This window comes from Paenibacillus haidiansis (genome assembly GCF_036553665.1).
In the GTDB taxonomy this organism is placed as follows: domain Bacteria; phylum Bacillota; class Bacilli; order Paenibacillales; family Paenibacillaceae; genus Fontibacillus; species Fontibacillus haidiansis.
Genome location: NZ_JAZHPZ010000011.1, coordinates 109,523 through 131,737 on the forward strand (window position 1 = coordinate 109,523; position 22,215 = coordinate 131,737).

Genomic DNA, 22,215 nt, shown 5'->3' on the forward strand with positions numbered 1-22,215 from the left:
CTCACCGGTTTCAGGTATATCTCCAGAGTGCGATCTAGATGAGGCGCTGACCGCCGCTAGTGCGGTCGGTCCGGTCGGTGATGGTAATATTCAGAAGGAGGCTCAAGGGTATTTCTCGTGCCCGAGAGCTTCACACACCGAACCTCGGAACAGCGGAAGCGGCGGTTCTTTTTCGGACAAAAATAAAACCCTTTGGGATTCCAAAGGGTTGATTATGTAATATGGAGCGGGTGAAGGGAATCGAACCCTCGCCTCAAGCTTGGGAAGCTGGCATTCTACCATTGAACTACACCCGCATTGGCTAGATTTTTATTATAGCACGTTCAAAAATAATTTCAAGCCTCCGTGTTAAAAACGACGGCCCGCCGGCTACATAACGATGATACGCTGAGCCCCGGCAAGCAGCCGCAATTCCGCGTTCAGGTTCTCTTTTTCTTCGGCGTTCAGCTCCAATTGCATTCCATAATGAAAGAAGGAATCCGCCAATTGTTGCTGCCATAGGATTTCCCCCGGGAATACCAGCATGTTTTCGTTTAATTGTACGTGAACGGCCGCTTCGATCCGGTAATTTTCCGCCTGCAAATTCAAATTTGTCCGAATCCGGCATCCCGATTTGCTGATGTCGATCAATTCGGCCTCGGCCGGCTTGCTGCTTACCGGTTTCTGATCAATCGTTTTGATTTCGATCCGGCAGGATAGCGGCTGCTTCAGAGTATAGCGAAACGGGTCTTTTCTTTTTGTCGGCATGAACGAAACCTCCGGCTAAATCATGATGTTTGAAAAATTATACCTAAAAAAGGGGCGAAAGTCATGATTCGATCGCCCCAAATTTTAAATATTTTCATAATTGCGGAGCGCTCATGCCATGCAGAATGAGGTTGACCGTATGGCGGATTTCCTGTTCCTCATCCCATGGTTGATCGGGCAAAATTATAAAATGAGTGATGAACAGCCCGATCATGGCCGATATGGCAAACTGCAGCAGTACCGGGGTCGGCATGTCGATCACCTCGCCCTTTGCTTTGAAATGCTCGATAATTTCCGTAAACCGGCCGATGACTCTCCGAGCGATATGCTGTTTGAACTCCTCTTGAAGTACGGGTTGAAAAGGAATTTCCTGCAGCAAAATTTTGATGATTTTGAGATGCTTGCGGGCGAAATGGAGCCGGTTGACCGCAACGGCATACAGGAAACCCTCCAACGTCGGAAACTCGCCCTCCAATACTTCCTTGAAGTCGTTCAGCACAAAAGGGGCGAGCAGCTTGCTCATCATCGGTGATACGATGGAGATCAGCAAGTCCTTCTTCGTCTTGTAATGGCGAAAAATCGTCCCCTCGGCCACTCCAGCCTTTTGGGCGATCTCGCTGGTCGAGGAGGAGGCATATCCTTTCTCGGCGAAAACCTCCACGGCGGCCTGCACGATTTTGAGCTGTTTTTCAGTCATCTTTTCGTCGCCCATATTGATCAGTTCCTGAATCCATTGATCGACGGGTTCCTGCTGCGGCATAACAATGATTCCTCCTGCACGGCGTAATTCTACTATATCAACAGTTTAACATAACGTACGGGTTATCCTTAAATCTTGCGATGCTTGCGCAAGGCGAGCACGTTCAAAAGCATGAACAGCAGCGAGAAACCGATAAGCACGAATACGTTGCCGGCAATCGCATCCCATCCCTTGCCGCGGATCATGACGTCGCCGAGCGCATCGGTGCCGTATGTCAGCGGCATGATGATTTTGAGCCGCTGCAGCCACTCGGGAAGCGTATCCAGCGGGAACAGCCCCGACAGGAACAATTGCGGCACGATAACGAGCGGAATGAATTGAATCATCTGCAGCTCGTTGCCCGCAAAGGCGGACAGCAGGATGCCCAGGGTCAGCGCGGTCATCGACAGAAGCAGCGTAAGCAGCAGCACGAACATAAACGAGCCGGTCATCAGGATGCCCAGCACCTGAACGCAGAACCAGGAAATCAGCAGCGCCTGCAGCACGGTGAAGATGCCGAAGCCGCCAACATATCCGACCACGAGCTCCCAACGTTTCAAAGGAGTCGACAAGAGGCGCTCCAGTGTGCCGGTCGTCCGCTCGCGCAGGAACGATACGCCGGCGATGAGAAACACGAAAAAAAAGACGAAAAACCCGATCAGGATCGGACCGAACTGATCGATGCTCGCCATATCCGCCGACCCGTGCAGATAGGTTATGTTAAATTTGCCCCCGGCCGCCGCGTCGGGCTGGAACGCTTCTCCGACCTGCTGCAGCAGCATCAGCACGGCTTTATTGACCGACGGCTCGCTGCCCTCCAGCTCCACGGCGAGACCTATACCATTTTCCGTGTTTTCCGGAGCAATGATCGCATCGATCGTCCGTTTGTCGAGGGCTTCTTCCGCTTCCTTTTTATTCGGATAAGTAAAAATCTTCCCTCCGTGCTGCTCCAGACTCGCGATCATCGGCTGGGGAACTTGCACGACGCCGAGGTTCGGTTCGTAAGCCTTGCCGCTGAATACGAGATCCATTAGCCACAGCACAAGGAGCGGGGCAATGAGCATCAAGGCCAGCGTCCGCTTGTCGCGGCGGAATTGCCGGAGAATGCGCAGAATAATCGCCCAGATCTTCATGATTCTCCTCCTCCGTAGTGGATGAATGACTCTTCCAGTGAGCGCTTGCCCGCTTGCGCGATCAGCGCCTCCGGCGTATCGACGGCCAGCAGCGATCCGCCGCGGATCATGCCGAGACGGTCGCATTTCTCCGCTTCATCCATCACATGCGTCGTCATCAGAATCGTGGTGCCTTTCTCGTTCAGCGCTTTAAGCTCGCCCCAGATCGATTGCCGCAGCAACGGGTCGATCCCGACGGTCGGCTCGTCGAGGACGAGCAGCGGCGGCTCGTGCAGCAGCGCGATCGCCAGCGACAGCCGGCGCTTCATGCCACCCGAATATTGATCCACGCGCTTGTGTAAATGACCGCTAAGATCGACGATCTCCATGACCTCCTGAATCCGCATCTTCCGGCGCGCCCCTTTTAACCCGTAAAGAGCGGCGAAAAATTGGAGATTCTCCCATGCGCTGAGCTCATTGTAAAGCGCGTCGGATTGCGCCATATATCCGATGCTGCGCATCATGCCGAGCTTCGGCATCACCGTGCCGAACACGCGAACCTCGCCGCCGCTGACGGTATCGATGCCGGTCAGCAGCTTGACCAGCGTCGTTTTGCCGGAGCCGGACGGTCCCAGCAGGCCGAACGTTTCCGCCGGGCGGACCTCCAAAGAAATATCCTCGAGCACGGTCTTTTTTCCAAAACGCTTACTGACATGGGTTGCTTGGATTACCGAAATATTTCGAGACATGGAACTGCCTCCTTTTATAAAAAAATGAGTGAGTACTCACTATCATTATATGCCTCACTTATTCCCCTGTAAATAGCGGCTCCTCCGCGATAGGAAATATACGCAAAAATCGCCGCAACCCGAAGCGACGTGATAAACACGTTCTGCTGTTTGGGTGCAACGATTTCTGGGCGTCAGGATTAAGCTGAAAATAGCCGAGATGGCCCTTTTTGGCTTATTTGTTCAGCAATTGTTGGATATCCGGCTCAAGCTGCTCCGGCTCGGTGCGGGCGCTATATTGCTTCACGATACGTCCCTCCCGGTCGATGAGAAATTTCACGAAATTCCATTCAATATCGCCCGTCCGGTACGGCTCCGGCACGTTCTCCACAAGGTATTTGTAGAGGGGGTGGGCATGCTCCCCTTTGACATCGATTTTGCTGAACATCGGAAAAGTCACTTGATAGTTTAACTCGCAGAAGGTTTTGATTTCTTCCTCGGTTCCCGGCTCCTGGCCTGCGAATTGGTTGCATGGAAATCCGAGTACGGTAAATCCCCGTTCCTTGTAAGTGTCGTAAAGGCTCTGCAGCCCTTTGTAGTGCGGTGTCAGGCCGCAGGCGCTGGCAGTATTGACGATAAGCAGAACCTGGCCTTTGTAATCCGCAAGCGTAGTGTTCTCGCCATTGATCGTCATCACCTTGAAATCATAGATCGTCTCGTTCATAGCTTCCGCCTCCTTAAAATTCAATATTTACAATTTTAACTGATATCTCGGGCAGAACTCAATTTAACTGGAGAAAAGGATCTGCTTGGCAATAAATTTATCGATAGGTAACCCTCATATTAGTTATGTTGGATGTGTAAAAGGTATTGCATAAACTGTGTTGTGCAAACCGTGTTGCGTATGACGTATTGTGTAAAAGCTTGAAGGCGTGAAAGCGCAAAAGTATGAAAGCTTGAAAGCTTGAAAACTTGAAAGCAAATCATTGGTATGTACATCCCGAATGCGGTTATAATTTGGGGAGAATTTGATAATTGGAGGCGGAAAATGGCTAGAAAAACCAGAAAGGTCACGATCGTCGGTTCCGGCCTCGTCGGCGCGGCTTGTGCATATTCCATGATTAATCAGTCGGTTTGCGACGAAATCATTATGGTCGACCGCACCTTTGATCGAGCGGTCGCCCAGGCGCTTGACTTGTCGCATTGCATGGACTTTACGTCCACTCGCACGAAAGTCCATGCCGGCTATCTGGAGGATTGCCGCGATGTGGATGTCGTCGTCCTCACCGCCGGGGCGAACCCGAAGCAAGGGCAGACACGGCTCGATGTGCTGGAGGAAGCCGAGAAAATTACCAGAGACATCGTCACCCGGATCATGAACAGCGGGTTTGACGGCGTATTCGTCGTCGCGGCCAATCCGGTCGATATCGTGACTTATATCGTCCGGGAAGTGTCCGGCTTCCCGCGCCATAAAGTCATCGGCACCGGAACCTCACTGGACTCGGCCCGCCTGAAAACCCTGTTGTCCGACGTTTTCTCCATCGATCCGCGGAGCGTAAACGGATATGCGCTCGGTGAACACGGCGAATCCCAGTTCGTCGCCTGGTCCCATGTAACCATCGGGGGCAAACCGATGCTGCAAATATTGGAACAGCATAAGGAGCGGTTCAAGGATGTCGATTTGGACGAAATCGCGCGAAAAACAAAGGATGCGGGGTGGGAGATTTTTACGCGGAAGGGCAACACACAGTTCGGGATCGGCAACGCCCTGGCCTATATCGTGCGTTCGATCTTGAACGATGATCACAAAATCATCGCGATCTCCGTCATTCTGGAAGGGGAATACGGACAAACCGGCGTTTGTGTCGGCGTGCCCGCCATCATCGGGGAAGGCGGCATCCTCGAAGTGCTCGAACTTAACCTTACGCCGGAGGAGCAACGGAAGTTCGATCACTCCTGTGTGATATTGCGCCGCGCGATCGAGAGCCTGCCCGGTCTCGGGTAATCGGCTATTCCTTCTGCACAGAGATATATTCAGACGACGCTATACGCCTGAGAAGACTGAGAAGCTAACGAACGGTCACTCTTTGCTACTAAATATCGAGGCCTTTAACGGTCATTAATGACCGTTAAAGGGTCAAAATTAATCCCTGCAACTTTTAACGGTCACTAATGTCCATTAGATACAAAAAGCGTGGTTTCAAAAGGGGGATTTTCTTTCTAACGGTCACACACGTCCGTTAATGATCCAAAACTGCGAAAAATCACTTCTAATGGTCATTCATGTCCCTTACAAATTTCCGCTCAAGAAGGACAGCCCAAATTGTAAAAAATGCAACATTTTCTGATAAATTGAACAAAGTTGAAGGAAATGCTGTACCTTTTATAATATTTCTGCACATATTCAAAATTATCTAAGCGAATTCGTCCATTTTGTTGCACATTATGCAAGATTCTCGGTTTCCGGCCAATTAGCATATAAAAATATTGCACTTTATGCGACCTTCCTTAGCGCATTCCGTCTCGCTTCGCCGCCCCCCACGGGGGCTCTCACTCTCTGAGACACAAAAAAAGCTCTCCTTACAGGAGAGCTTTGAATATACGTCCCAGGACGGCTTTGCGCTGTCCATCTCACTCCGCCGAACCCCATCGGGGTTCTCTTCCCTTAGACGTAACAAGAGCCGGTTCATTGAACCGGCTCAAATACATACGTCCCAGGAGGGATTCGAACCCCCGACCGACGGCTTAGAAGGCCGTTGCTCTATCCAGCTGAGCTACTGGGACATAAAAAATATAAAAAACAGAAGCAAAAAATATTTTATCACAGCTAGCCAGGATGTGCAATAGGTTAATTTAAGGTACATAAGTAATTGGTTCGGTTGCAGCGATCGCCACAGCCTTTGCATGATAATTTACTAAATTTGTTTTTCACATTCGGGCCTTGTTCCCCCGGTTCTGTCCGCGTCCGGGCTCCTCTTCATTTCCGCGCTCAGTTCTTCCTTATAAGCCCGATTTTTGCCTTCTTTCTACTCTATGCTATAATCTCAGATGAATTCGACCGGATGACAAGGAGGTGCCCTTATTAGCAAAGGTAATCATCCAAGCGACAAGGACAACATCGTTTTATTTCCAAAAACATTGGATTTTTATCAAATAGAGCTGACAAGAATGCTGGAGACGGAGCGATACGGCGAAGCGGCGAATTTGTTGAAGTTTTTGCTGCAATGCCAAGGTCAGGACCCGCGGCTTTATCAGGAATGGCAGGCGCTGCTGGATTGGTTGACGGACGCTTTTCCCATGTTGCAGAGCGATGGCGCGGGGCCTTCCGAGGATGATGAAGAGGGCGAGGAGGCCATGGCAAGACGGCATGTGGAAGCGAAGCTGGCGGAAGATGCGGACTATGCTGATAAGCTGCTGCGCAAAGTAACGGAACAACCGCTGAATGAGCAGACCTTCTTGGCGCTGGAACAGCTCGCCTATTTGGACAGGCCCGAAGTCGATGAAGCGTTGATCGATTGGCTTCAGCACAAAGATCTGCATCCTCTTTTACAATATCGGGTGCTGCAAATCTTGCGCCGCCGGGGAACCCAGGGCACGGTATCTTTTACCCGATTTAGCGAGCCTGTGGAGATCGAGATTGAAGCGGTCCCCATCAAGCCGGAGGATTTCCCGCCGCCTGTTCAGGCCGTCTTGGAACGCGTCGGAGATCAGACCCAGGTGCACGAACCGACCCTATTTTATTTTGCCCAAGAGCTCTGGAATCAGTTTGTGATGGCCATTTACGGCACGATGGATTACAATTCCTTGTTAAGCGAAGAAGATGCCATTATCGATATATGGGCGGCAGTCCTGCATCAGACAGTGGCAGATACGCTGCCTACGGGAATCAGTGAGGAGGAAATCCGCGGCCTTTACGGCATAACCGACAGCATGCGTCTGCGTTACGAACAGGCTTACCGATCGATGCGCCAGTTTGTTACGGCCGGGTTGGGCATGTAGATTTTTTGGCGTGTTGGGAAGCATGTCCAAGTATGGTTCTTTAACGACTCTTGTAAAAAGGCGTATTGTTGTTTATAATATAGTGGTTATTCTGATCGTGGACTAAGGACAGCTATACTGGAACCAAGATAGCTGCTTTATCGCGCGATTTGGTTTCAGTATATTAAGTATATGTGATATTTGGAGGGGAAAGCATAAAATGAAAGCAACTTGGGAAAAAATAGAGAAGAACCTCGGCGTTCTTGAGGTCGAAGTGGAAGCGGAACGTGTAGCCGCTGCACTGGATAAAGCTTTTCAAAAGGTAGTAAAGAAAGTAAACGTACCTGGTTTCCGCAAAGGTAAAGTGCCTCGGGTGATTTTTGAATCCCGTTTCGGCGTGGAAAGCCTGTACCAAGACGCCATCGATATTTTGCTTCCTGAAGTTTATACCGAAGCGGTTGATCAAACGGATATCTTCCCGGTAGACCGCCCGGAAGTGGACGTGGAACAATTCGCTAAGGGACAACCTTTCAAATTTAAAGCAAAAGTAACGGTAAAACCTGAAGTGAAGCTCGGCGATTACAAAGGAATCGAAGTTCCTGCAGCCGACACCGAAGTATCTGAAGAAGAACTGAACGAAGAGCTGAACCGTATGCAAGAGCGTCATGCCGAACTCGTTGTGATTGATGAAGAAGCGGCACAAAACGGCGATACCGTCGTTATCGACTTTGACGGATCCGTGGACGGCGTTCCGTTCGAAGGCGGCAAAGCGGAGCGTTACTCGCTGGAGCTTGGCAGCAACACGTTCATCCCTGGTTTCGAAGAGCAAGTGGTGGGACTTGCAACCGGCGACTTCAAGGACGTAACCGTTACGTTCCCTGAAACTTATCATGCCGAAGAATTGGCCAGCAAAGAAGCCGTATTCAAAGTAAAAGTTCATGAAATCAAGCGCAAGCAGCTTCCTGAATTGGACGATGAGTTTGCGAAGGACGTTAGTGAATTCGATACGCTTGACGAGTACAAGGAAGACCTGAAGAAACAGCTTCAATCCCGCAAGGAAACCGATAACAAAGCGGAACGCGAAAGAGTTGTCGTTGATCAAGCCGGCGAAAACGCCGAAGTTGAAATTCCGGAAGCCATGGTGCAAGGCGAAGTCAACAACATGGTCCGCGATTTCGATGTCCGCCTTCGCGCTCAAGGGATGAACCTGGACATGTTCCTTGGTTTCTCCGGACAAACGGTTGAAGATTTGCAAGAACAAATGAAGGGTGACGCCGAAAAACGCGTCCGCAACAACCTGGTTCTGGAGCAAATCGCCAAAGTCGAGAAGATCGAAGTGTCCCAGGAAGAAGTAGAGCAAGAGCTTGAGGATATGGCGAAAGCTTACGGCCGTTCTCCTGAAGAGATCCGCAACATTCTCGCTTCGAACGGTTCGCTGGGCAGCTTGAACGACGACGTGATGATCCGCAAGACGGTTCAATTCCTGGTTGATAATGCCAAGGAAGTTCCTGCCGAAAAGGCCGGCAAATCCGAGGAAGCCAAACCGGCTAAGAAGTCTACCAAGAAGGCGGCCAAAGCGGAACCTAAGGCGGATGCCGAAGAAGCTGCGGTTGAAGACAAACAAGGCGAAGAATAATCGGTTTACCTCCGGTTAAGCAGTTTCGGGCATATAACACAAGGCAAAATGTTAAGGCACGTATAATTAAATGCGTGCCTTAATTTGTCACTGTGGACATACATTTATTTCCAATGGGTTTTGGCAAAATCCGCCGGTTACATAATGTATTCCCTTAGACATAAACTGTATTGTGTGAAAAATGACATGACGCTTTGAACGTGATAAAATATTCTAGGAACAGAGAAATTGAAAAAGAAAAGAGGTTGGTCACATGAGTCTGGTTCCTATGGTCGTAGAACAAACTAACCGGGGAGAACGGTCTTACGATATTTACTCGAGACTGCTTAAGGATCGCATTATTTTCCTGAGCAACGCGATTGATGATGAGGTAGCCAATCTCGTGATCGCCCAACTGCTGTTCCTGGCAGCGGAGGATCCGGAAAAGGATATTCATCTTTACATCAATTCGCCGGGTGGTTCTGTTACCGCCGGCATGGGTATATATGATACAATGCAATATATTAAGCCTGATGTATCAACGATTTGTGTGGGAATGGCTGCCAGCATGGGCTCGCTTTTGCTGACGGCAGGCGCCCCGGGTAAACGTTTCGCGCTTCCGAACAGTGAAGTGATGATTCACCAACCGCTCGGAGGGGTACAAGGGCAAGCGGCGGATATCAAAATCCATGCCGACTGGATTATCAAGACGCGGGAAAAGCTGAATCAAATCTATGTGGACCGCACAGGGCAACCCCTTGATAAAATCCAGCGCGATACGGACCGCGACTTCTTTATGAGCGCGGAAGAGGCCAAGGCCTACGGGATCATCGACCAGGTCATTGAGAAGCCGATTAAATCCTAAAGGGGTGTTTACATGTTTAAATTCAACGATGAAAAAGGGCAATTGAAATGCTCGTTCTGCGGCAAATCGCAGGAGCAAGTCCGCAAACTCGTTGCCGGACCGGGCGTTTATATATGCGATGAATGTATCGAACTGTGCACGGAGATCGTGGAAGAGGAGCTCGGGCATGAAGAAGAGCTCGATCTGAAGGAGATTCCGAAGCCGAAGGAAATCCGCGATATTCTCGATCAATACGTAATCGGCCAGGAGCAAGCGAAGAAGTCGCTCTCCGTTGCCGTTTACAACCATTACAAACGCGTCAACACGCAAAGCAAAATTGAAGACGTCGAGCTGCAAAAGAGCAATATTCTCCTGCTGGGTCCTACCGGTTCGGGGAAAACTCTTTTGGCGCAAACGATGGCTAAAATTTTGAACGTACCGTTTGCGATCGCCGATGCGACTTCCTTGACGGAAGCCGGATATGTCGGTGAAGACGTGGAGAACATTCTGCTGAAGCTGATCCAGGCCGCCGATTACGATGTGGAGAAAGCCGAACGCGGCATTATTTACATCGACGAAATTGATAAAGTGGCGCGCAAATCGGAGAACCCGTCCATTACCCGCGACGTTTCGGGTGAGGGCGTACAGCAGGCTTTGCTGAAAATTCTCGAAGGTACGGTCGCTTCCGTACCGCCGCAAGGAGGACGCAAGCATCCGCATCAGGAGTTTATCCAAATCGATACGACGAACATCCTGTTCATTTGCGGCGGCGCCTTTGACGGCCTAGAGCAAATGATCAAACGCCGGATCGGCAAAAAGGTCATCGGTTTCAATGCGGCCAGCGATGGACAAAAGGATTTGAAGCCCGGCGAGTATTTGTCGATGGTGTTGCCGGAGGATCTGCTGAAATTCGGGCTTATCCCGGAATTCGTCGGCCGTCTGCCGGTCATCTCGACATTGGAGCCTTTGGATGAGAAGACGTTGGTTCGTATTTTGGCCGAGCCGAAGAACGCTCTGGTGAAGCAGTACCAAAAGCTGCTCGAGCTGGATAACGTTAATTTGACGTTTGAGCCGAAAGCGTTGGACGCTATCGCCCGTGAGGCGATTAAACGAAATACCGGCGCCCGCGGACTTCGCGCCATCATTGAAGGCATTATGCTGGACGTGATGTATGAAGTTCCTTCCCGCGACGATATTACGGATTGCGTCATCACCGAGAAGGTTGTGCTGGAGAAAACGTCGCCCGAACTGGAAGGCAAGAAGAACAAGAAGCAAGAAGAGAGCGCGTAAGGCCCTTGGGCCAATCCGTGACAATATAGATGCCAAATTACCACCTTTGCAGCGGAAAGGTCTCTTTGATGGGACCTTTCTTTTCCCATGTTAGGGAATGTTTATTAGATTAGGAGGCTTTGGCATGATGGGGGGAGAACTGAGATGTTCTTGAGACAAGATACGCGGCCGGTCAAGGTCGGCAATCTGACGATCGGCGGCAGCAACGAAGTGATTATTCAGAGCATGTGTACGACCAAGACGGCGGATGTCGCCGCAACGGTAGCCGAAATCCTCCGGCTTGAGGAAGCGGGCTGCCAGGTCGTGCGCGTGACGGTAAATAATGAGGAAGCGGCTGCGGCGATCAAGGAAATCAAGAAGCAGATTCATATTCCGCTCGTAGCAGACATTCATTTCAACTACAAATTGGCGCTTCTCGCCATTGAGAACGGGATCGACAAAATACGGATCAACCCGGGAAACATCGGCCGCAGGGAAAAAGTCGAGGCCGTGGTCAAGGCCTGCAAGGAGCGCGGCATTCCGATCCGGATCGGAGTCAACGCCGGTTCACTGGAAAGCCATCTGCTGGAGAAATACGGTTATCCGACGCCGGAAGCGATGGTGGAAAGCGCTTTGTATCATATCGGCATCCTTGAGGAACTGGACTTCCATGATATTATCGTTTCGTTAAAGGCTTCGGATGTGCCGATGGCGATCGCCGCTTACACCAAAGCGGCGGAAGTCATTCCGTATCCGCTGCACCTAGGAATTACGGAAGCCGGCACCCTGTTCTCGGGCACCGTCAAGAGCGCGGCCGGCATCGGGGCGCTGCTGTCGATGGGCATCGGCTCGACGCTGCGCATTTCGCTTAGCGCCGACCCGGTGGAGGAAGTGAAGGTGGCCCGCGAGCTGTTGAAGACTTTCGGGCTGATCAGCAACGCGCCAACGCTCATATCTTGCCCGACCTGCGGACGGTTGGATATCGATCTGTTTTCCATCGCAAATGAGGTGGAGGATTACATCGCGAATTTGAAAGTGCCGATTAAAGTATCGGTTCTCGGCTGCGCCGTAAACGGGCCGGGCGAAGCGCGGGAAGCCGATATCGGGATTGCGGGAGCGAGAGGCGAAGGGCTGCTGTTCCGTTATGGAGAAATGATCCGCAAGGTTCCGGAAGCCGAATTGGTTTCCGAATTGAAAAAAGAAATCGACCATATCGTCGAGGTCTACGAAGCGACCGGGGAAATTCCCGGGCGCAAGGAGCACCGGGCGATGTCAAATTAAACGCCTTTTTTTCGACCGCAAGCTGCGAAGATGCAGCTTGCGGTTTTTTGCTGCTAATCCGTTCTAAGGACAGAAAATCTCCGATACCCAAACGGCGATTCCCATCACTTTTTAAACTCCCCGTTTTATGATGGAGCGAAAAGGCTATACTACCAAGTATCAGTCAAAGTGGGGAGGCTTTGTGTTATGGAACTAAGTGTCATTTTGATGGCCGTTCAAATGTTTTTTGCCGTTGTGATCGGTCTGTATTTCTGGAACCAGTTGCGAAGCCAGAAAGGAAACCGGACGGCGGTGGATCGCGAATCCCGCAAAGAAATGGAGAAACTGCGCAAACTGCGGGCCGTATCGCTCACCAAGCCGCTGGCGGAGCGGACGCGTCCGGCTTCCCTCGACGATATTGTCGGCCAGAAGGATGGTCTCCGCGCGTTGAAGGCGGCTCTTTGCAGCGCCAACCCGCAGCATGTGATCATCTACGGTCCGCCCGGCGTGGGCAAGACGGCGGCCGCACGTGTTGTTATGGAGGAGGCCAAGAAGAATCCGGTCTCCCCGTTTAAAACCGACGCGAAATTTATGGAGATCGATGCGACGATCGCCAGATTTGATGAGCGCGGCATCGCCGACCCGTTAATCGGGTCGGTGCACGATCCGATTTACCAGGGAGCCGGGGCGATGGGCGTCGCCGGAATCCCGCAGCCAAAGCCGGGGGCGGTCACGAAAGCCCATGGCGGGATATTGTTCATCGACGAGATCGGCGAACTTCACTCGATTCAGATGAATAAGCTGCTGAAAGTGCTGGAGGACCGAAAGGTATACTTGGAGAGCGCTTATTATAACTCGGAAGATACCGGGACGCCGGCGTATATTCACGATATTTTCCAGAACGGATTGCCGGCCGATTTCAGGCTTGTCGGCGCGACGACGCGATCGCCGCAGGAATTGCCGCCCGCGCTCCGGTCGCGCTGCATGGAAATCTACTTCCGGCCGCTGCTTCCCGAGGAGATCGCCAAAATTGCCGAGGATGCCGTCAGCCGTATCGGCTTCGAGCCTTGTCCCGAGGCGGTGGATGTGATCAAGAAATACGCAACGAACGGCCGCGAGGCGGTCAATATGGTACAGCTTGCGGCAGGCCTCGCCCTGACGGAGAAGCGCGACCATCTGCTTGCCTCCGATCTGGAGTGGGTGGCCACCAGCAGTCAGCTTGCCCCGCGCCCTGAACGGAAAATTCCGGCCCAGCCGGAAATCGGCGTCGTCAACGGGCTGGCCGTTTACGGGGCCAATATGGGAACCCTGCTGGAAATTGAAGCGACGGCCGTTCCGGTGGCAAAGGGAACCGGAACATATAATATTACCGGCGTGGTGGATGAGGAAGAGATCGGCGGAGGCAGCCGGACGCTGCGGCGCAAGAGTATGGCCAAGGGCTCTGTGGAGAATGTCCTGACCGTACTCAAACGGATCGGTTTGGACCCTTCCGGGTTTGACCTCCACATTAACTTTCCGGGCGGAACGCCGATCGACGGCCCGTCGGCCGGTCTTGCCATCGCGACCGCGATCGCCTCGGCCATCAAACGGATACCGGTCGACCACCGCGTTGCGATGACCGGCGAGATCGGAATTTACGGCAGGGTGAAGCCCGTGGGCGGAGTCGTTGCGAAAGTCGAGGCCGCTTTCCAGGCGGGCGCCACCACCGTACTGATTCCGAAGGACAACTGGCAGACCCTGTTTGAAGGCTTGGAAGGACTGCGTGTGATCCCGGTGGAGTCGGTAGGCGAAGTGTTCCGGCATGTATTCGGTCCGGAAGCCGAGAAGGATTTCGGATTTGTCGCTGGCGGAGAACTCTTTGCTCCCGCGCCGGCTCCTTTCCTTCATGCGGAATCGCCGCCTCCCGGCGGGATCATGTAAAGACCGCTTCTCCCTAGCGGCTGCACTTGTGCAGCCGCTCTTCATTGGTGTTTTCATGTAAGATTTGCTAAAATGGGAATGATATCTAACGAGAACGTTTGGAGGTGCGAAAGCGATGGGACCCCATAAATCCAAAGGCCGTCGTTTTCCTTTGCTGCCTTTGCGCGGTCTTCTCGTCTACCCGAGTATGGTGCTGCATTTGGACGTAGGCCGGGAAAAATCGGTGAAGGCGCTGGAAAAGGCGATGGTCGACGACAATTTGATTCTCCTCTGTTCTCAATCGGAAGTGAACATTGAAGAGCCGACCCAGGAAGACATTTTTCGTATCGGTACGGTAGCGAAAGTGCGCCAGATGCTGAAGCTCCCCAACGGCACGATCCGCGTGCTGGTGGAAGGCATGGAACGCGCCGAAATCATGGAATATTTGGATAACGAGGAATATTACGAGGTCATCGCCAAGGAACGGCCGGAAGAAGATACCGCCGATCCTGAGATCGATGCCCTGATGCGTACGGTGCTTACGCAATTCGAGCATTATATCAATTTATCCAAGAAGGTTACGCCGGAGACGCTCGCCGCTGTGTCCGATATCGAGGAGGCGGGCCGGCTGGCGGATGTCATTACCAGCCATTTATCCTTGAAAATCAAGGACAAACAGGAGATTCTCGAGACGATCGATGTCCGGGCGCGCCTGGAGAAGCTGTTGGATATTTTGAACAACGAGCGTGAAGTGCTGGAGCTGGAACGGAAAATCAGCCAGCGCGTCAAGAAGCAGATGGAGAAGACGCAGAAGGAATATTATCTGCGCGAGCAGATGAAGGCGATACAGAAGGAGCTTGGCGAGAAGGAAGGCCGCGCCGGCGAGGTGGAGGAGCTTCGGGCTCAGCTCGAAGAGAAGGAATTGCCGGATCATGTCCGCGAAAAGACGGAGAAAGAAATCGACCGGCTCGAGAAAATGCCCACCACTTCCGCCGAAGGCGGAGTGATCCGCAATTACGTGGATTGGCTGCTTGGTTTGCCGTGGAGCAACAAGACCGAGGACGACCTCGATCTTGCCAAGGCGGAGCAGGTCCTGAATGAAGATCATTACGGCCTCGATAAGCCGAAAGAGCGCGTGCTGGAATACCTGGCCGTTCAGAAACTGGTGAAAAAATTAAAAGGCCCTATCCTTTGTCTGGTCGGACCGCCGGGGGTCGGGAAGACCTCGCTGGCCCGCTCCATCGCCCGTTCGCTCGGCCGGGAATTCGTCCGGATTTCCCTTGGCGGCGTACGGGACGAAGCGGAGATCCGCGGGCACCGGCGCACCTATGTCGGTGCCATGCCGGGCCGTATCATTCAAGGGATGAAGACGGCCGGAACGCTTAATCCGGTGTTCCTGCTGGACGAAATCGACAAGATGGCCTCCGATTTCCGCGGCGATCCGTCTTCGGCGCTGCTGGAGGTGCTTGATCCGGAGCAGAACAATACGTTCAGCGATCATTTTATCGAAGTGCCGTTCGACCTGTCGAACGTCATGTTCATTACGACCGCCAATGCGGTTCACAACATTCCGCGCCCTCTGCTGGACCGGATGGAGATGCTTTATATTCCGGGATATACGGAATTGGAGAAGCTGCAAATCGCGACCCGCTATTTGCTGCCGAAACAAAAGCGGGAGCATGGCCTGGAGCCGGAGCAGCTTGAGCTTGGCGAGGATGCCGTATTGAAGACGATCCGGGAATACACCCGGGAATCCGGCGTCCGGAATTTGGAGCAGCAAATTGCGGCCCTCTGCCGGAAGGCGGCGAAAATGATCGTCTCCGACAGCATGGAACGCATTGAAATCGGGCCCGAGGACATCAAGGATTATCTCGGCGTTCCGAAATACCGTTACGGCGTCGCCGAACTGGAAGACCAGGTCGGAACGGTGACCGGGCTGGCTTGGACCGAGGTCGGCGGAGAGACGCTGGTGATCGAGGTCACCGTCGTGCCGGGCAGCGGTAAGCTGATCCTGACCGGCAAGCTTGGCGACGTAATGAAGGAATCCGCTCAGGCGGCCTTCAGCTATACGCGTTCCAAAGCGGCCGAGCTCGGAATCGCGGAAGATTTTTACGAGAAGAACGATATTCATATCCATATCCCGGAAGGCGCCATTCCGAAGGACGGTCCTTCTGCCGGAATTACGATCGCGACCGCGCTGATCTCGGCGCTCACCGGCCGTCACGTGTCCAAGGACGTGGCCATGACCGGCGAAATCACGCTGCGCGGCCGGGTCCTGCCGATCGGCGGATTGAAGGAGAAATCGCTCGCCGCCCATCGGGCCGGCTACAAAAAAATACTGCTGCCGAAAGACAATGAGCGCGATTTGCGCGACATTCCGGACAGTGTGAAGGAAGACGTGGTGTTTGTGCCGGTGTCCCATATGGACCAGGTACTGGAGCATGCGCTTGTGGAACAGTCCGGGCTGCATTAGAGAGGATTGGAACGATGAAAATAACCAACGCAGAATTTGTGATCAGTGCCGTTGGACCCAATCAATATCCTGAGGACGCCTTGCCGGAGATTGCCCTGGCAGGGCGTTCCAACGTGGGGAAGTCTTCGCTGATCAACCGCATGATCAATCGCAAAAATTTGGCCCGGACGAGCTCGACTCCGGGGAAAACCCAGCACTTAAACTATTACCGCATTAATGATGAGATCTACTTTGTCGATTTTCCGGGATACGGCTATGCCAAGGTATCAAAATCCCAACGCGAAGTATGGGGCAAAATGATCGAGAAGTATTTGTTGGAGCGCGAAACGCTTCGGCTTGTGCTGCTCATTATCGACTTACGGCACCCGCCGTCCAAAGACGACGAATTGATGTACGACTGGCTCAAGCATTACGAGCTGCCGGTGTGCGTTGTCGCCACGAAGGCCGACAAAATCCCGAAATCCCGCTGGCAGAAGCATTTGAAGATCATCAAGGAGGCGCTCGTGATGCGCGCCGGCGACCCGATCGTCATGTTCTCGTCCGAAGCGGGCATCGGAAGGGATGAGTTGTGGGGGCAGATTTTACGGCTTGCCTATCCCGAGGGGACGACGGACCAGCCCGAGAATATGCCCGAATCGACGGATCGAGAAGGGATTTGAAGAACGGTTAGCAGGAAAGTGAGCATGCAAGGGGAATTTTACAGCTAAAAACGATTTATTCCGGTTTTTTCTGAAAAATGGCAGGATTTCACGTTTTGGCCGCTGAGCAAACAATTTAAGGAGTAGTGTATAATTATTTAAAAGGATTGTTAAAAGAATTGAGGAGATTTTTATGGCTCAGCGGTTAGCCACAGAGTATGTTAATGCTAGTTTGCGGTTGTCGGAAGTTCAGATGTCGCAGTTTGTTCACAAGGTGTATGATCCTCATGTCCGCCAGATGGTCAAAGTGCTGGATAACGGAAGTCAAGAGGTAGTGCTGGAGGATGACGGCGGTGAAGAAGTCCATCTGCCTTTTGACCGCAGAGACGGTTATTACGTCTGTGAATTGTCTTTCCGCTTGGAAAAACCCCATTTAACGAACGTCATGAGGCTTTTGTTCGCCGCATTCAAGGGCAGCGGAATGGTCACGAGAATTTTTAACGGATTCATGATGATGTATTATTATCAAGACGGCCGGGTCCGCAAAATCGTCGAATACTCCCGGGATTCGTACAAATTGGTGTTCGAACTCAAAGATACGTTAGGGGAACTTCACCGGATTTACCGGAATAATGATGTGGAACGGGAGATTGAACGCATTCACGGCAGTATCAATACCCTGCTCGACAAGCGCATTATCGCCGAAGACCCCGAAGCCGTAACCCTGATCGACGATGAACTCCGCGAATGTACTCGCCGATTGTTCGTATTGGAAGCATAACAACCAAATTTAAAGCGGCTAAGCCCACCTTTAAGGCATCTTTTAAGGGTGGGTTTTTTCTGCGCAAAAACATCAATTTTTGTTCAGGAAAAGGATCGGTTCACGCACCATTGGCGGATTGGAAGAATAATATTTAGCTGGGATCAAAAAAGTATTGCATTTGTGATGGATAGATGTTATTTTTAATCTCGTTGAAAAGAATATAGGAACCAGGATTCACTCAGGACATGGAGATGTTGCGAGAGATTTTTCCCTCGGGAAGTGAATGACGTAGGTCCTAGCGGATGAAATTTTTTCAAACATTTTATTCCTAGGAAGGGGGAACCGAAAGATGGAATATTCAACTTTCGGAAGACACGTTGCTGTTGATACTTGGGGCGTCGACTTTGAGGTTCTGAACAACGCGGAGCTGCTGCAAGCTCATTTGGTGGAAGCCGCCGAATCTTGCGGAGCCACGGTGCTGTCCATGCAATCGAGACAATTCGAACCACAAGGCGCTACGGTGCTTGTTTTGCTGTCGGAGAGCCATCTCTCGATTCATACGTATCCTGAGAGAGGTTTTGCTGCGATTGATTGTTACACCTGCGGAGAAATGGTGGATCCGCAGCTGGCGATTGATTACCTGGTGACTGTGTTGAAACCGGAAAAATGGTATGCGAAGAAACTGATTCGCGGCATGGGCGAGCTCGAAGTGGAAACGCCTGTAGTGAATCAAGCGGAGCTCGTGTAACGCCGATTTTTAATTTTTAGAAAAATAGGGTAAACTTATGATAACCATGGAGAAATTCATGGTTATTTATTTTGTGGGCCAAAAACGCGCACTTCATAAATGTTTCATAAAAAACTCATAGAATTTGCAAGGGAACGGACTACCTCTGTGATATAATTAACATAGTTTGTTTGCGATTGATGAAATGGACATCTTTTGGAGGCAGGTGAACTTGCAATGCACATTGCCGTTGTGGGGTTGAACTACCGGACGGCCCCCGTGGAAGTGAGAGAACGGTTTTCGTTTGCGGAGAAGGATATGCCGCAGGCGCTGGAAGAGCTTAAACGCACCAAAAGCGTTCTGGAAGGCGTTATTATTGCAACATGCAACCGTACGGAGATTTATGTCGTCGTGGACCGGCTGCATATGTGCGGATACTTCATCCGGAATTTTATGGAGAAATGGTTTGGGATTCCGCGCGAGGAATTTACCAAACATTTATATATGTACGAGGATGATCAGGCGATACGCCATCTTTTCCGGGTGGCATGCGGACTGGATTCAATGGTCCTCGGAGAGACGCAAATTCTCGGTCAGGTTCGCAGCGCGTTCCTGCTCTCGCAAAGCGAGAAGGGAACCGGTAAATGGTTTAATATGCTGTTTAAGCAGGCGATCACGCTGGGCAAGCGGGCCCATACGGAAACGGCGATCGGGGAAAGCGCCGTATCCATCAGCTACGCGGCCGTTGAGCTGGGCAAGCGGATTTTCGGCAGTTTCAGCGGCAAGAAAGTGCTGATTCTGGGCGCCGGCAAAATGAGCGAGCTGACGGCCAAGCACTTAAGCGATGCGGGAGCCGAAGAAGTCTATGTCGCCAACCGCACCTTTGCCCGCGCCCAGGAGCTGGCGTCCAAATTTAACGGCACTCCTTGCTCCATGCAGGAGGCGATGCAGCGGCTGAAGGATGTGGATATTCTGATCAGCTCCACCGGGGCGGAAGGATACGTGGTTACCTCTTCCCAAGTCGCCCAGAGCATGAAGGGGCGCGAGAACCGGCCGCTCTTTATGATCGACATCGCGGTTCCCCGGGACATCGACCCGGCCATCGGCGAACTGGACGATGTTTTCCTGTATGATATCGACGATCTTGAAGGGATCGTCGAAAGCAATTTGGAAATGCGGCGCGGAGAAGCCGTGAAAATCGAAGCAATGATTGAAGAGGAAATTGCGGCATTCGGAACCTGGGTCCAAACTTTGGGCGTAAAGCCCGTGATCCGGGCGCTGCAGGAGAAATCCTCGGCCATTTACGAAAACACGCTGGAAAGTATGTTTAACAAGCTGCCTGAGCTTGACGACCATCAGCGCAAGGTGATCCGGCGTTTGACGAAAAGCATCGTCAACCAAATGATGCATGATCCGATCAACCGGATCAAGGAGCTGGCCGGTGAAGATAAAGGCGCCGAGGCGCTAGACTGGTTCACTCAAATCTTCGCGCTGGAGGAACAAATGGAGAAGCTTACCGACTCAGGCAAAGAATGCGGCGCTTCTCGCGAGACATTGGAATTGCCGGAACAGGGATTGCCGGAACAAGGGCCGGAGACCCGGGAACAACCCGCGCTCCCGCTTGTAGAGATACCCGTCTAAGCACACGCCCCGGGCCATTGGCACGGGGCTTATTTGCAGCCGCGGCGCAAGCGTCCGCTGGAAAAAAACGAAAACGTACAGTATGCTATACACAATACGTGGTAAACATGACTTGTTGAACGAAGGCCGCAGCCGATTGAACCCGGCGGGCGTGGGGGGATGAAATTGCCGTACTATGTTCCCGTGATGTTGAACCTGAATGGGCGCCGGTGCGTGATTGTCGGCGGCGGCGCCGTCGCCGAGCGCAAAGCTGTATCCTTGATCGAGGCGGGAGCGGAAGTGGTGATGATCTGCCCTGCCGTGACAACCGGGCTGCAGCGTCTTCACGCTGAGAAGCGAATCGTCTGGGAGCGGCGCCCTTACGAGAACGGCGATCTTCGCGGCGCCTTTCTGGTTTATGCCGCGACGGACCGGCCCGAGGTCAATGATGCGGTCATTAAAGAGGCGGCCGATCACGGCATACCGGCGAATCATGCCGGTGAAGGAAGCCGGGGATCTTTTATAACCCCCAGCGTGATGCGTCGGGGGAGCCTGATTGTGGCCGTGTCCGCTTCCGGAGCAGGCCCGGGGGCGACGCGGGAATTATGCCGCGAAATTGAGGAGAGCTTCGGCGACGATTACGAAACCTATATCGATTTTTTGAGTTTTGCCAGATCCGGAATTAAAGCGCGGGTTCAGGACAAACAGCTTCGGGCCCGGCTTTTCCGGGCATTATCCGAACTGGATATATTGGCCTCGATTCGGGAAGGCCGCTTCCGGCCATGGAGCGAGGATGAACTGATAGCGTGGATGAAGACAGCGGGAGGAATGAACCTTGAATAAGCGAACCATTGTGATCGGAACCAGACAGAGCCAGCTGGCTTTGACACAGACGGGTCATGTCATAGACGCCTTGAAAGCAATTTGCGAGGCAAACGGTTTGCCCTATGATTTTGAAATCAAAAAGATCGTGACCAAAGGCGACCGGATTCTGGACGTAACCTTGTCCAAAGTCGGCGGTAAAGGCTTGTTTGTGAAGGAAATCGAGCAGGCGATGCTGGACGGGGAAATCGATTTGGCGGTACATAGCATGAAGGATATGCCGTCCGAGCTTCCGGAAGGTCTGGTGAACGGGGCCGTGCCGAAGCGGGAGGACCCTCGGGATGCGCTGATCTCCCGGGGCCTTACGCTGGATCAGCTTCCCCAGGGAGCCAAAGTAGGCACGAGCAGCCTAAGACGATCCAGTCAACTTGCCGCATACCGTCCGGACCTTGTGCTGGAGCCGCTTCGCGGCAATATCGATTCCCGATTGCGAAAGCTCGATACGGAAGGCTTTGACGCGATTATTTTGGCGGCGGCCGGATTGTTTCGGATGGGCTGGGAAGACCGGATAACGTCCTATCTTCCGGTGGAAATCAGTTTGCCCGCGGTAGGGCAAGGGGCGCTCGGCATCGAATGCCGGGAGAGCGATGAAGAGGTCCGCCATTTGCTGTCCTTATATAACGATCCGCGGACGGCGCTCACGGTGGCGGCGGAACGGAAATTCCTCGGCGTTCTCGGGGGAAGCTGCCAGGTTCCGATCGGAGGGCATGCCGTTCTGAACGATCCCGTCAAGGATGTTACGCAAACCGATTCGGCCGGTGAGATTAACCTGACCGGAATGGTCGGCACACCGGACGGGCGGGTTATTTTGAAGGAAACGATGTCCGGCAATGATCCGGTCCTACTGGGTGAAGCGGTAGCGAATAAGCTGATCGCAAGAGGTGCGGACAAAATTCTGGCAGCGGCGGCGGAGGAGTGACG

The 22,215-nt window shown here is 52.5% G+C and carries 19 protein-coding genes and 2 tRNA genes; 14 read left to right on the forward strand and 7 right to left on the reverse strand.

Annotated features, from left to right (window positions below):
* Window positions 1-222: 222 nt before the first annotated feature.
* From V3851_RS19330 to V3851_RS19355, 6 genes are all read right to left on the reverse strand, one after another.
* Window positions 223-296, reverse strand: a tRNA-Gly gene (locus tag V3851_RS19330).
* A 73-nt stretch (window positions 297-369) separates the two neighbouring features.
* A complete protein-coding gene (locus V3851_RS19335) occupies window positions 370-747 on the reverse strand; it encodes a PilZ domain-containing protein (protein WP_331848196.1) in 378 nt (125 codons plus the stop codon).
* A 94-nt stretch (window positions 748-841) separates the two neighbouring features.
* Entirely contained in the window at window positions 842-1,507 is a 666-nt protein-coding gene (locus V3851_RS19340; protein ID WP_331848197.1) for a TetR/AcrR family transcriptional regulator, read from the reverse strand.
* Window positions 1,508-1,575: 68 nt separating this feature from the next.
* Window positions 1,576-2,619: an ABC transporter permease gene (locus V3851_RS19345; RefSeq protein ID WP_331848198.1), complete on the reverse strand. Its 1,044-nt coding sequence runs from the start codon at window positions 2,617-2,619 to the stop codon at window positions 1,576-1,578.
* The gene (locus V3851_RS19350; RefSeq protein WP_331848199.1) at window positions 2,616-3,347 is read right to left on the reverse strand and encodes an ABC transporter ATP-binding protein; all 732 of its coding nucleotides are present in this window, start codon (window positions 3,345-3,347) and stop codon (window positions 2,616-2,618) included. The genes V3851_RS19345 and V3851_RS19350 overlap by 4 nt, the downstream gene beginning before the upstream one ends.
* 214 nt (window positions 3,348-3,561) lie before the next feature.
* Window positions 3,562-4,050 carry a glutathione peroxidase gene (locus V3851_RS19355; protein ID WP_331848200.1) on the reverse strand — a complete coding sequence of 163 codons (489 nt, stop codon included), beginning with the start codon at window positions 4,048-4,050 and terminating at the stop codon, window positions 3,562-3,564.
* A gap of 324 nt (window positions 4,051-4,374) precedes the next feature.
* On the opposite strand from V3851_RS19355, the gene V3851_RS19360 reads away from it, so the two are divergent.
* A complete protein-coding gene (locus V3851_RS19360) occupies window positions 4,375-5,331 on the forward strand; it encodes an L-lactate dehydrogenase (RefSeq protein WP_331848201.1) in 957 nt (318 codons plus the stop codon).
* Between the two features lie 705 nt (window positions 5,332-6,036).
* On the opposite strand, the gene V3851_RS19365 is transcribed toward V3851_RS19360, so the two are convergent.
* Window positions 6,037-6,110 (reverse strand) — tRNA-Arg (locus tag V3851_RS19365).
* A 384-nt stretch (window positions 6,111-6,494) separates the two neighbouring features.
* Here V3851_RS19365 and V3851_RS19370 point away from each other — a divergent pair.
* From V3851_RS19370 to hemC, 13 genes are all read left to right on the forward strand, one after another.
* Window positions 6,495-7,325: a hypothetical protein gene (locus V3851_RS19370; RefSeq protein ID WP_331848202.1), complete on the forward strand. Its 831-nt coding sequence runs from the start codon at window positions 6,495-6,497 to the stop codon at window positions 7,323-7,325.
* Window positions 7,326-7,524: 199 nt separating this feature from the next.
* On the forward strand, window positions 7,525-8,940 hold the full coding sequence (gene tig, locus V3851_RS19375) for a trigger factor (RefSeq protein WP_331848203.1): 1,416 nt from the start codon (window positions 7,525-7,527) through the stop codon (window positions 8,938-8,940).
* A gap of 253 nt (window positions 8,941-9,193) precedes the next feature.
* Entirely contained in the window at window positions 9,194-9,784 is a 591-nt protein-coding gene (gene clpP / locus V3851_RS19380; RefSeq protein ID WP_331848204.1) for an ATP-dependent Clp endopeptidase proteolytic subunit ClpP, read from the forward strand.
* Between the two features lie 12 nt (window positions 9,785-9,796).
* Complete coding sequence (clpX, locus tag V3851_RS19385; RefSeq protein ID WP_331848205.1) at window positions 9,797-11,053, forward strand: ATP-dependent protease ATP-binding subunit ClpX; 1,257 nt, start codon at window positions 9,797-9,799, stop codon at window positions 11,051-11,053.
* A 144-nt stretch (window positions 11,054-11,197) separates the two neighbouring features.
* Window positions 11,198-12,313: a flavodoxin-dependent (E)-4-hydroxy-3-methylbut-2-enyl-diphosphate synthase gene (ispG, locus tag V3851_RS19390; RefSeq protein ID WP_331848206.1), complete on the forward strand. Its 1,116-nt coding sequence runs from the start codon at window positions 11,198-11,200 to the stop codon at window positions 12,311-12,313.
* A gap of 186 nt (window positions 12,314-12,499) precedes the next feature.
* A complete protein-coding gene (lonB, locus tag V3851_RS19395; protein WP_331848207.1) occupies window positions 12,500-14,212 on the forward strand; it encodes an ATP-dependent protease LonB in 1,713 nt (570 codons plus the stop codon).
* Window positions 14,213-14,327: 115 nt separating this feature from the next.
* Window positions 14,328-16,664, forward strand: a complete 2,337-nt coding sequence (gene lon, locus V3851_RS19400) for an endopeptidase La (RefSeq protein ID WP_331848208.1) — start codon at window positions 14,328-14,330, stop codon at window positions 16,662-16,664.
* A gap of 14 nt (window positions 16,665-16,678) precedes the next feature.
* Entirely contained in the window at window positions 16,679-17,323 is a 645-nt protein-coding gene (gene yihA / locus V3851_RS19405; protein WP_331848209.1) for a ribosome biogenesis GTP-binding protein YihA/YsxC, read from the forward strand.
* Between the two features lie 172 nt (window positions 17,324-17,495).
* On the forward strand, window positions 17,496-18,083 hold the full coding sequence (locus V3851_RS19410) for a non-ribosomal peptide synthetase module (RefSeq protein WP_331848210.1): 588 nt from the start codon (window positions 17,496-17,498) through the stop codon (window positions 18,081-18,083).
* Between the two features lie 331 nt (window positions 18,084-18,414).
* On the forward strand, window positions 18,415-18,813 hold the full coding sequence (speD, locus tag V3851_RS19415) for an adenosylmethionine decarboxylase (protein ID WP_331848211.1): 399 nt from the start codon (window positions 18,415-18,417) through the stop codon (window positions 18,811-18,813).
* Window positions 18,814-19,029: 216 nt separating this feature from the next.
* Entirely contained in the window at window positions 19,030-20,433 is a 1,404-nt protein-coding gene (gene hemA, locus V3851_RS19420; RefSeq protein ID WP_331848212.1) for a glutamyl-tRNA reductase, read from the forward strand.
* A gap of 159 nt (window positions 20,434-20,592) precedes the next feature.
* Window positions 20,593-21,255: a precorrin-2 dehydrogenase/sirohydrochlorin ferrochelatase family protein gene (locus V3851_RS19425; RefSeq protein WP_331848213.1), complete on the forward strand. Its 663-nt coding sequence runs from the start codon at window positions 20,593-20,595 to the stop codon at window positions 21,253-21,255.
* Window positions 21,248-22,213 (forward strand): hydroxymethylbilane synthase, encoded by a 966-nt coding sequence (hemC, locus tag V3851_RS19430; protein ID WP_331848214.1) that lies wholly within the window; start codon window positions 21,248-21,250, stop codon window positions 22,211-22,213. Before V3851_RS19425 ends, hemC begins: the two co-directional genes overlap by 8 nt.
* Window positions 22,214-22,215: the final 2 nt, after the last annotated feature.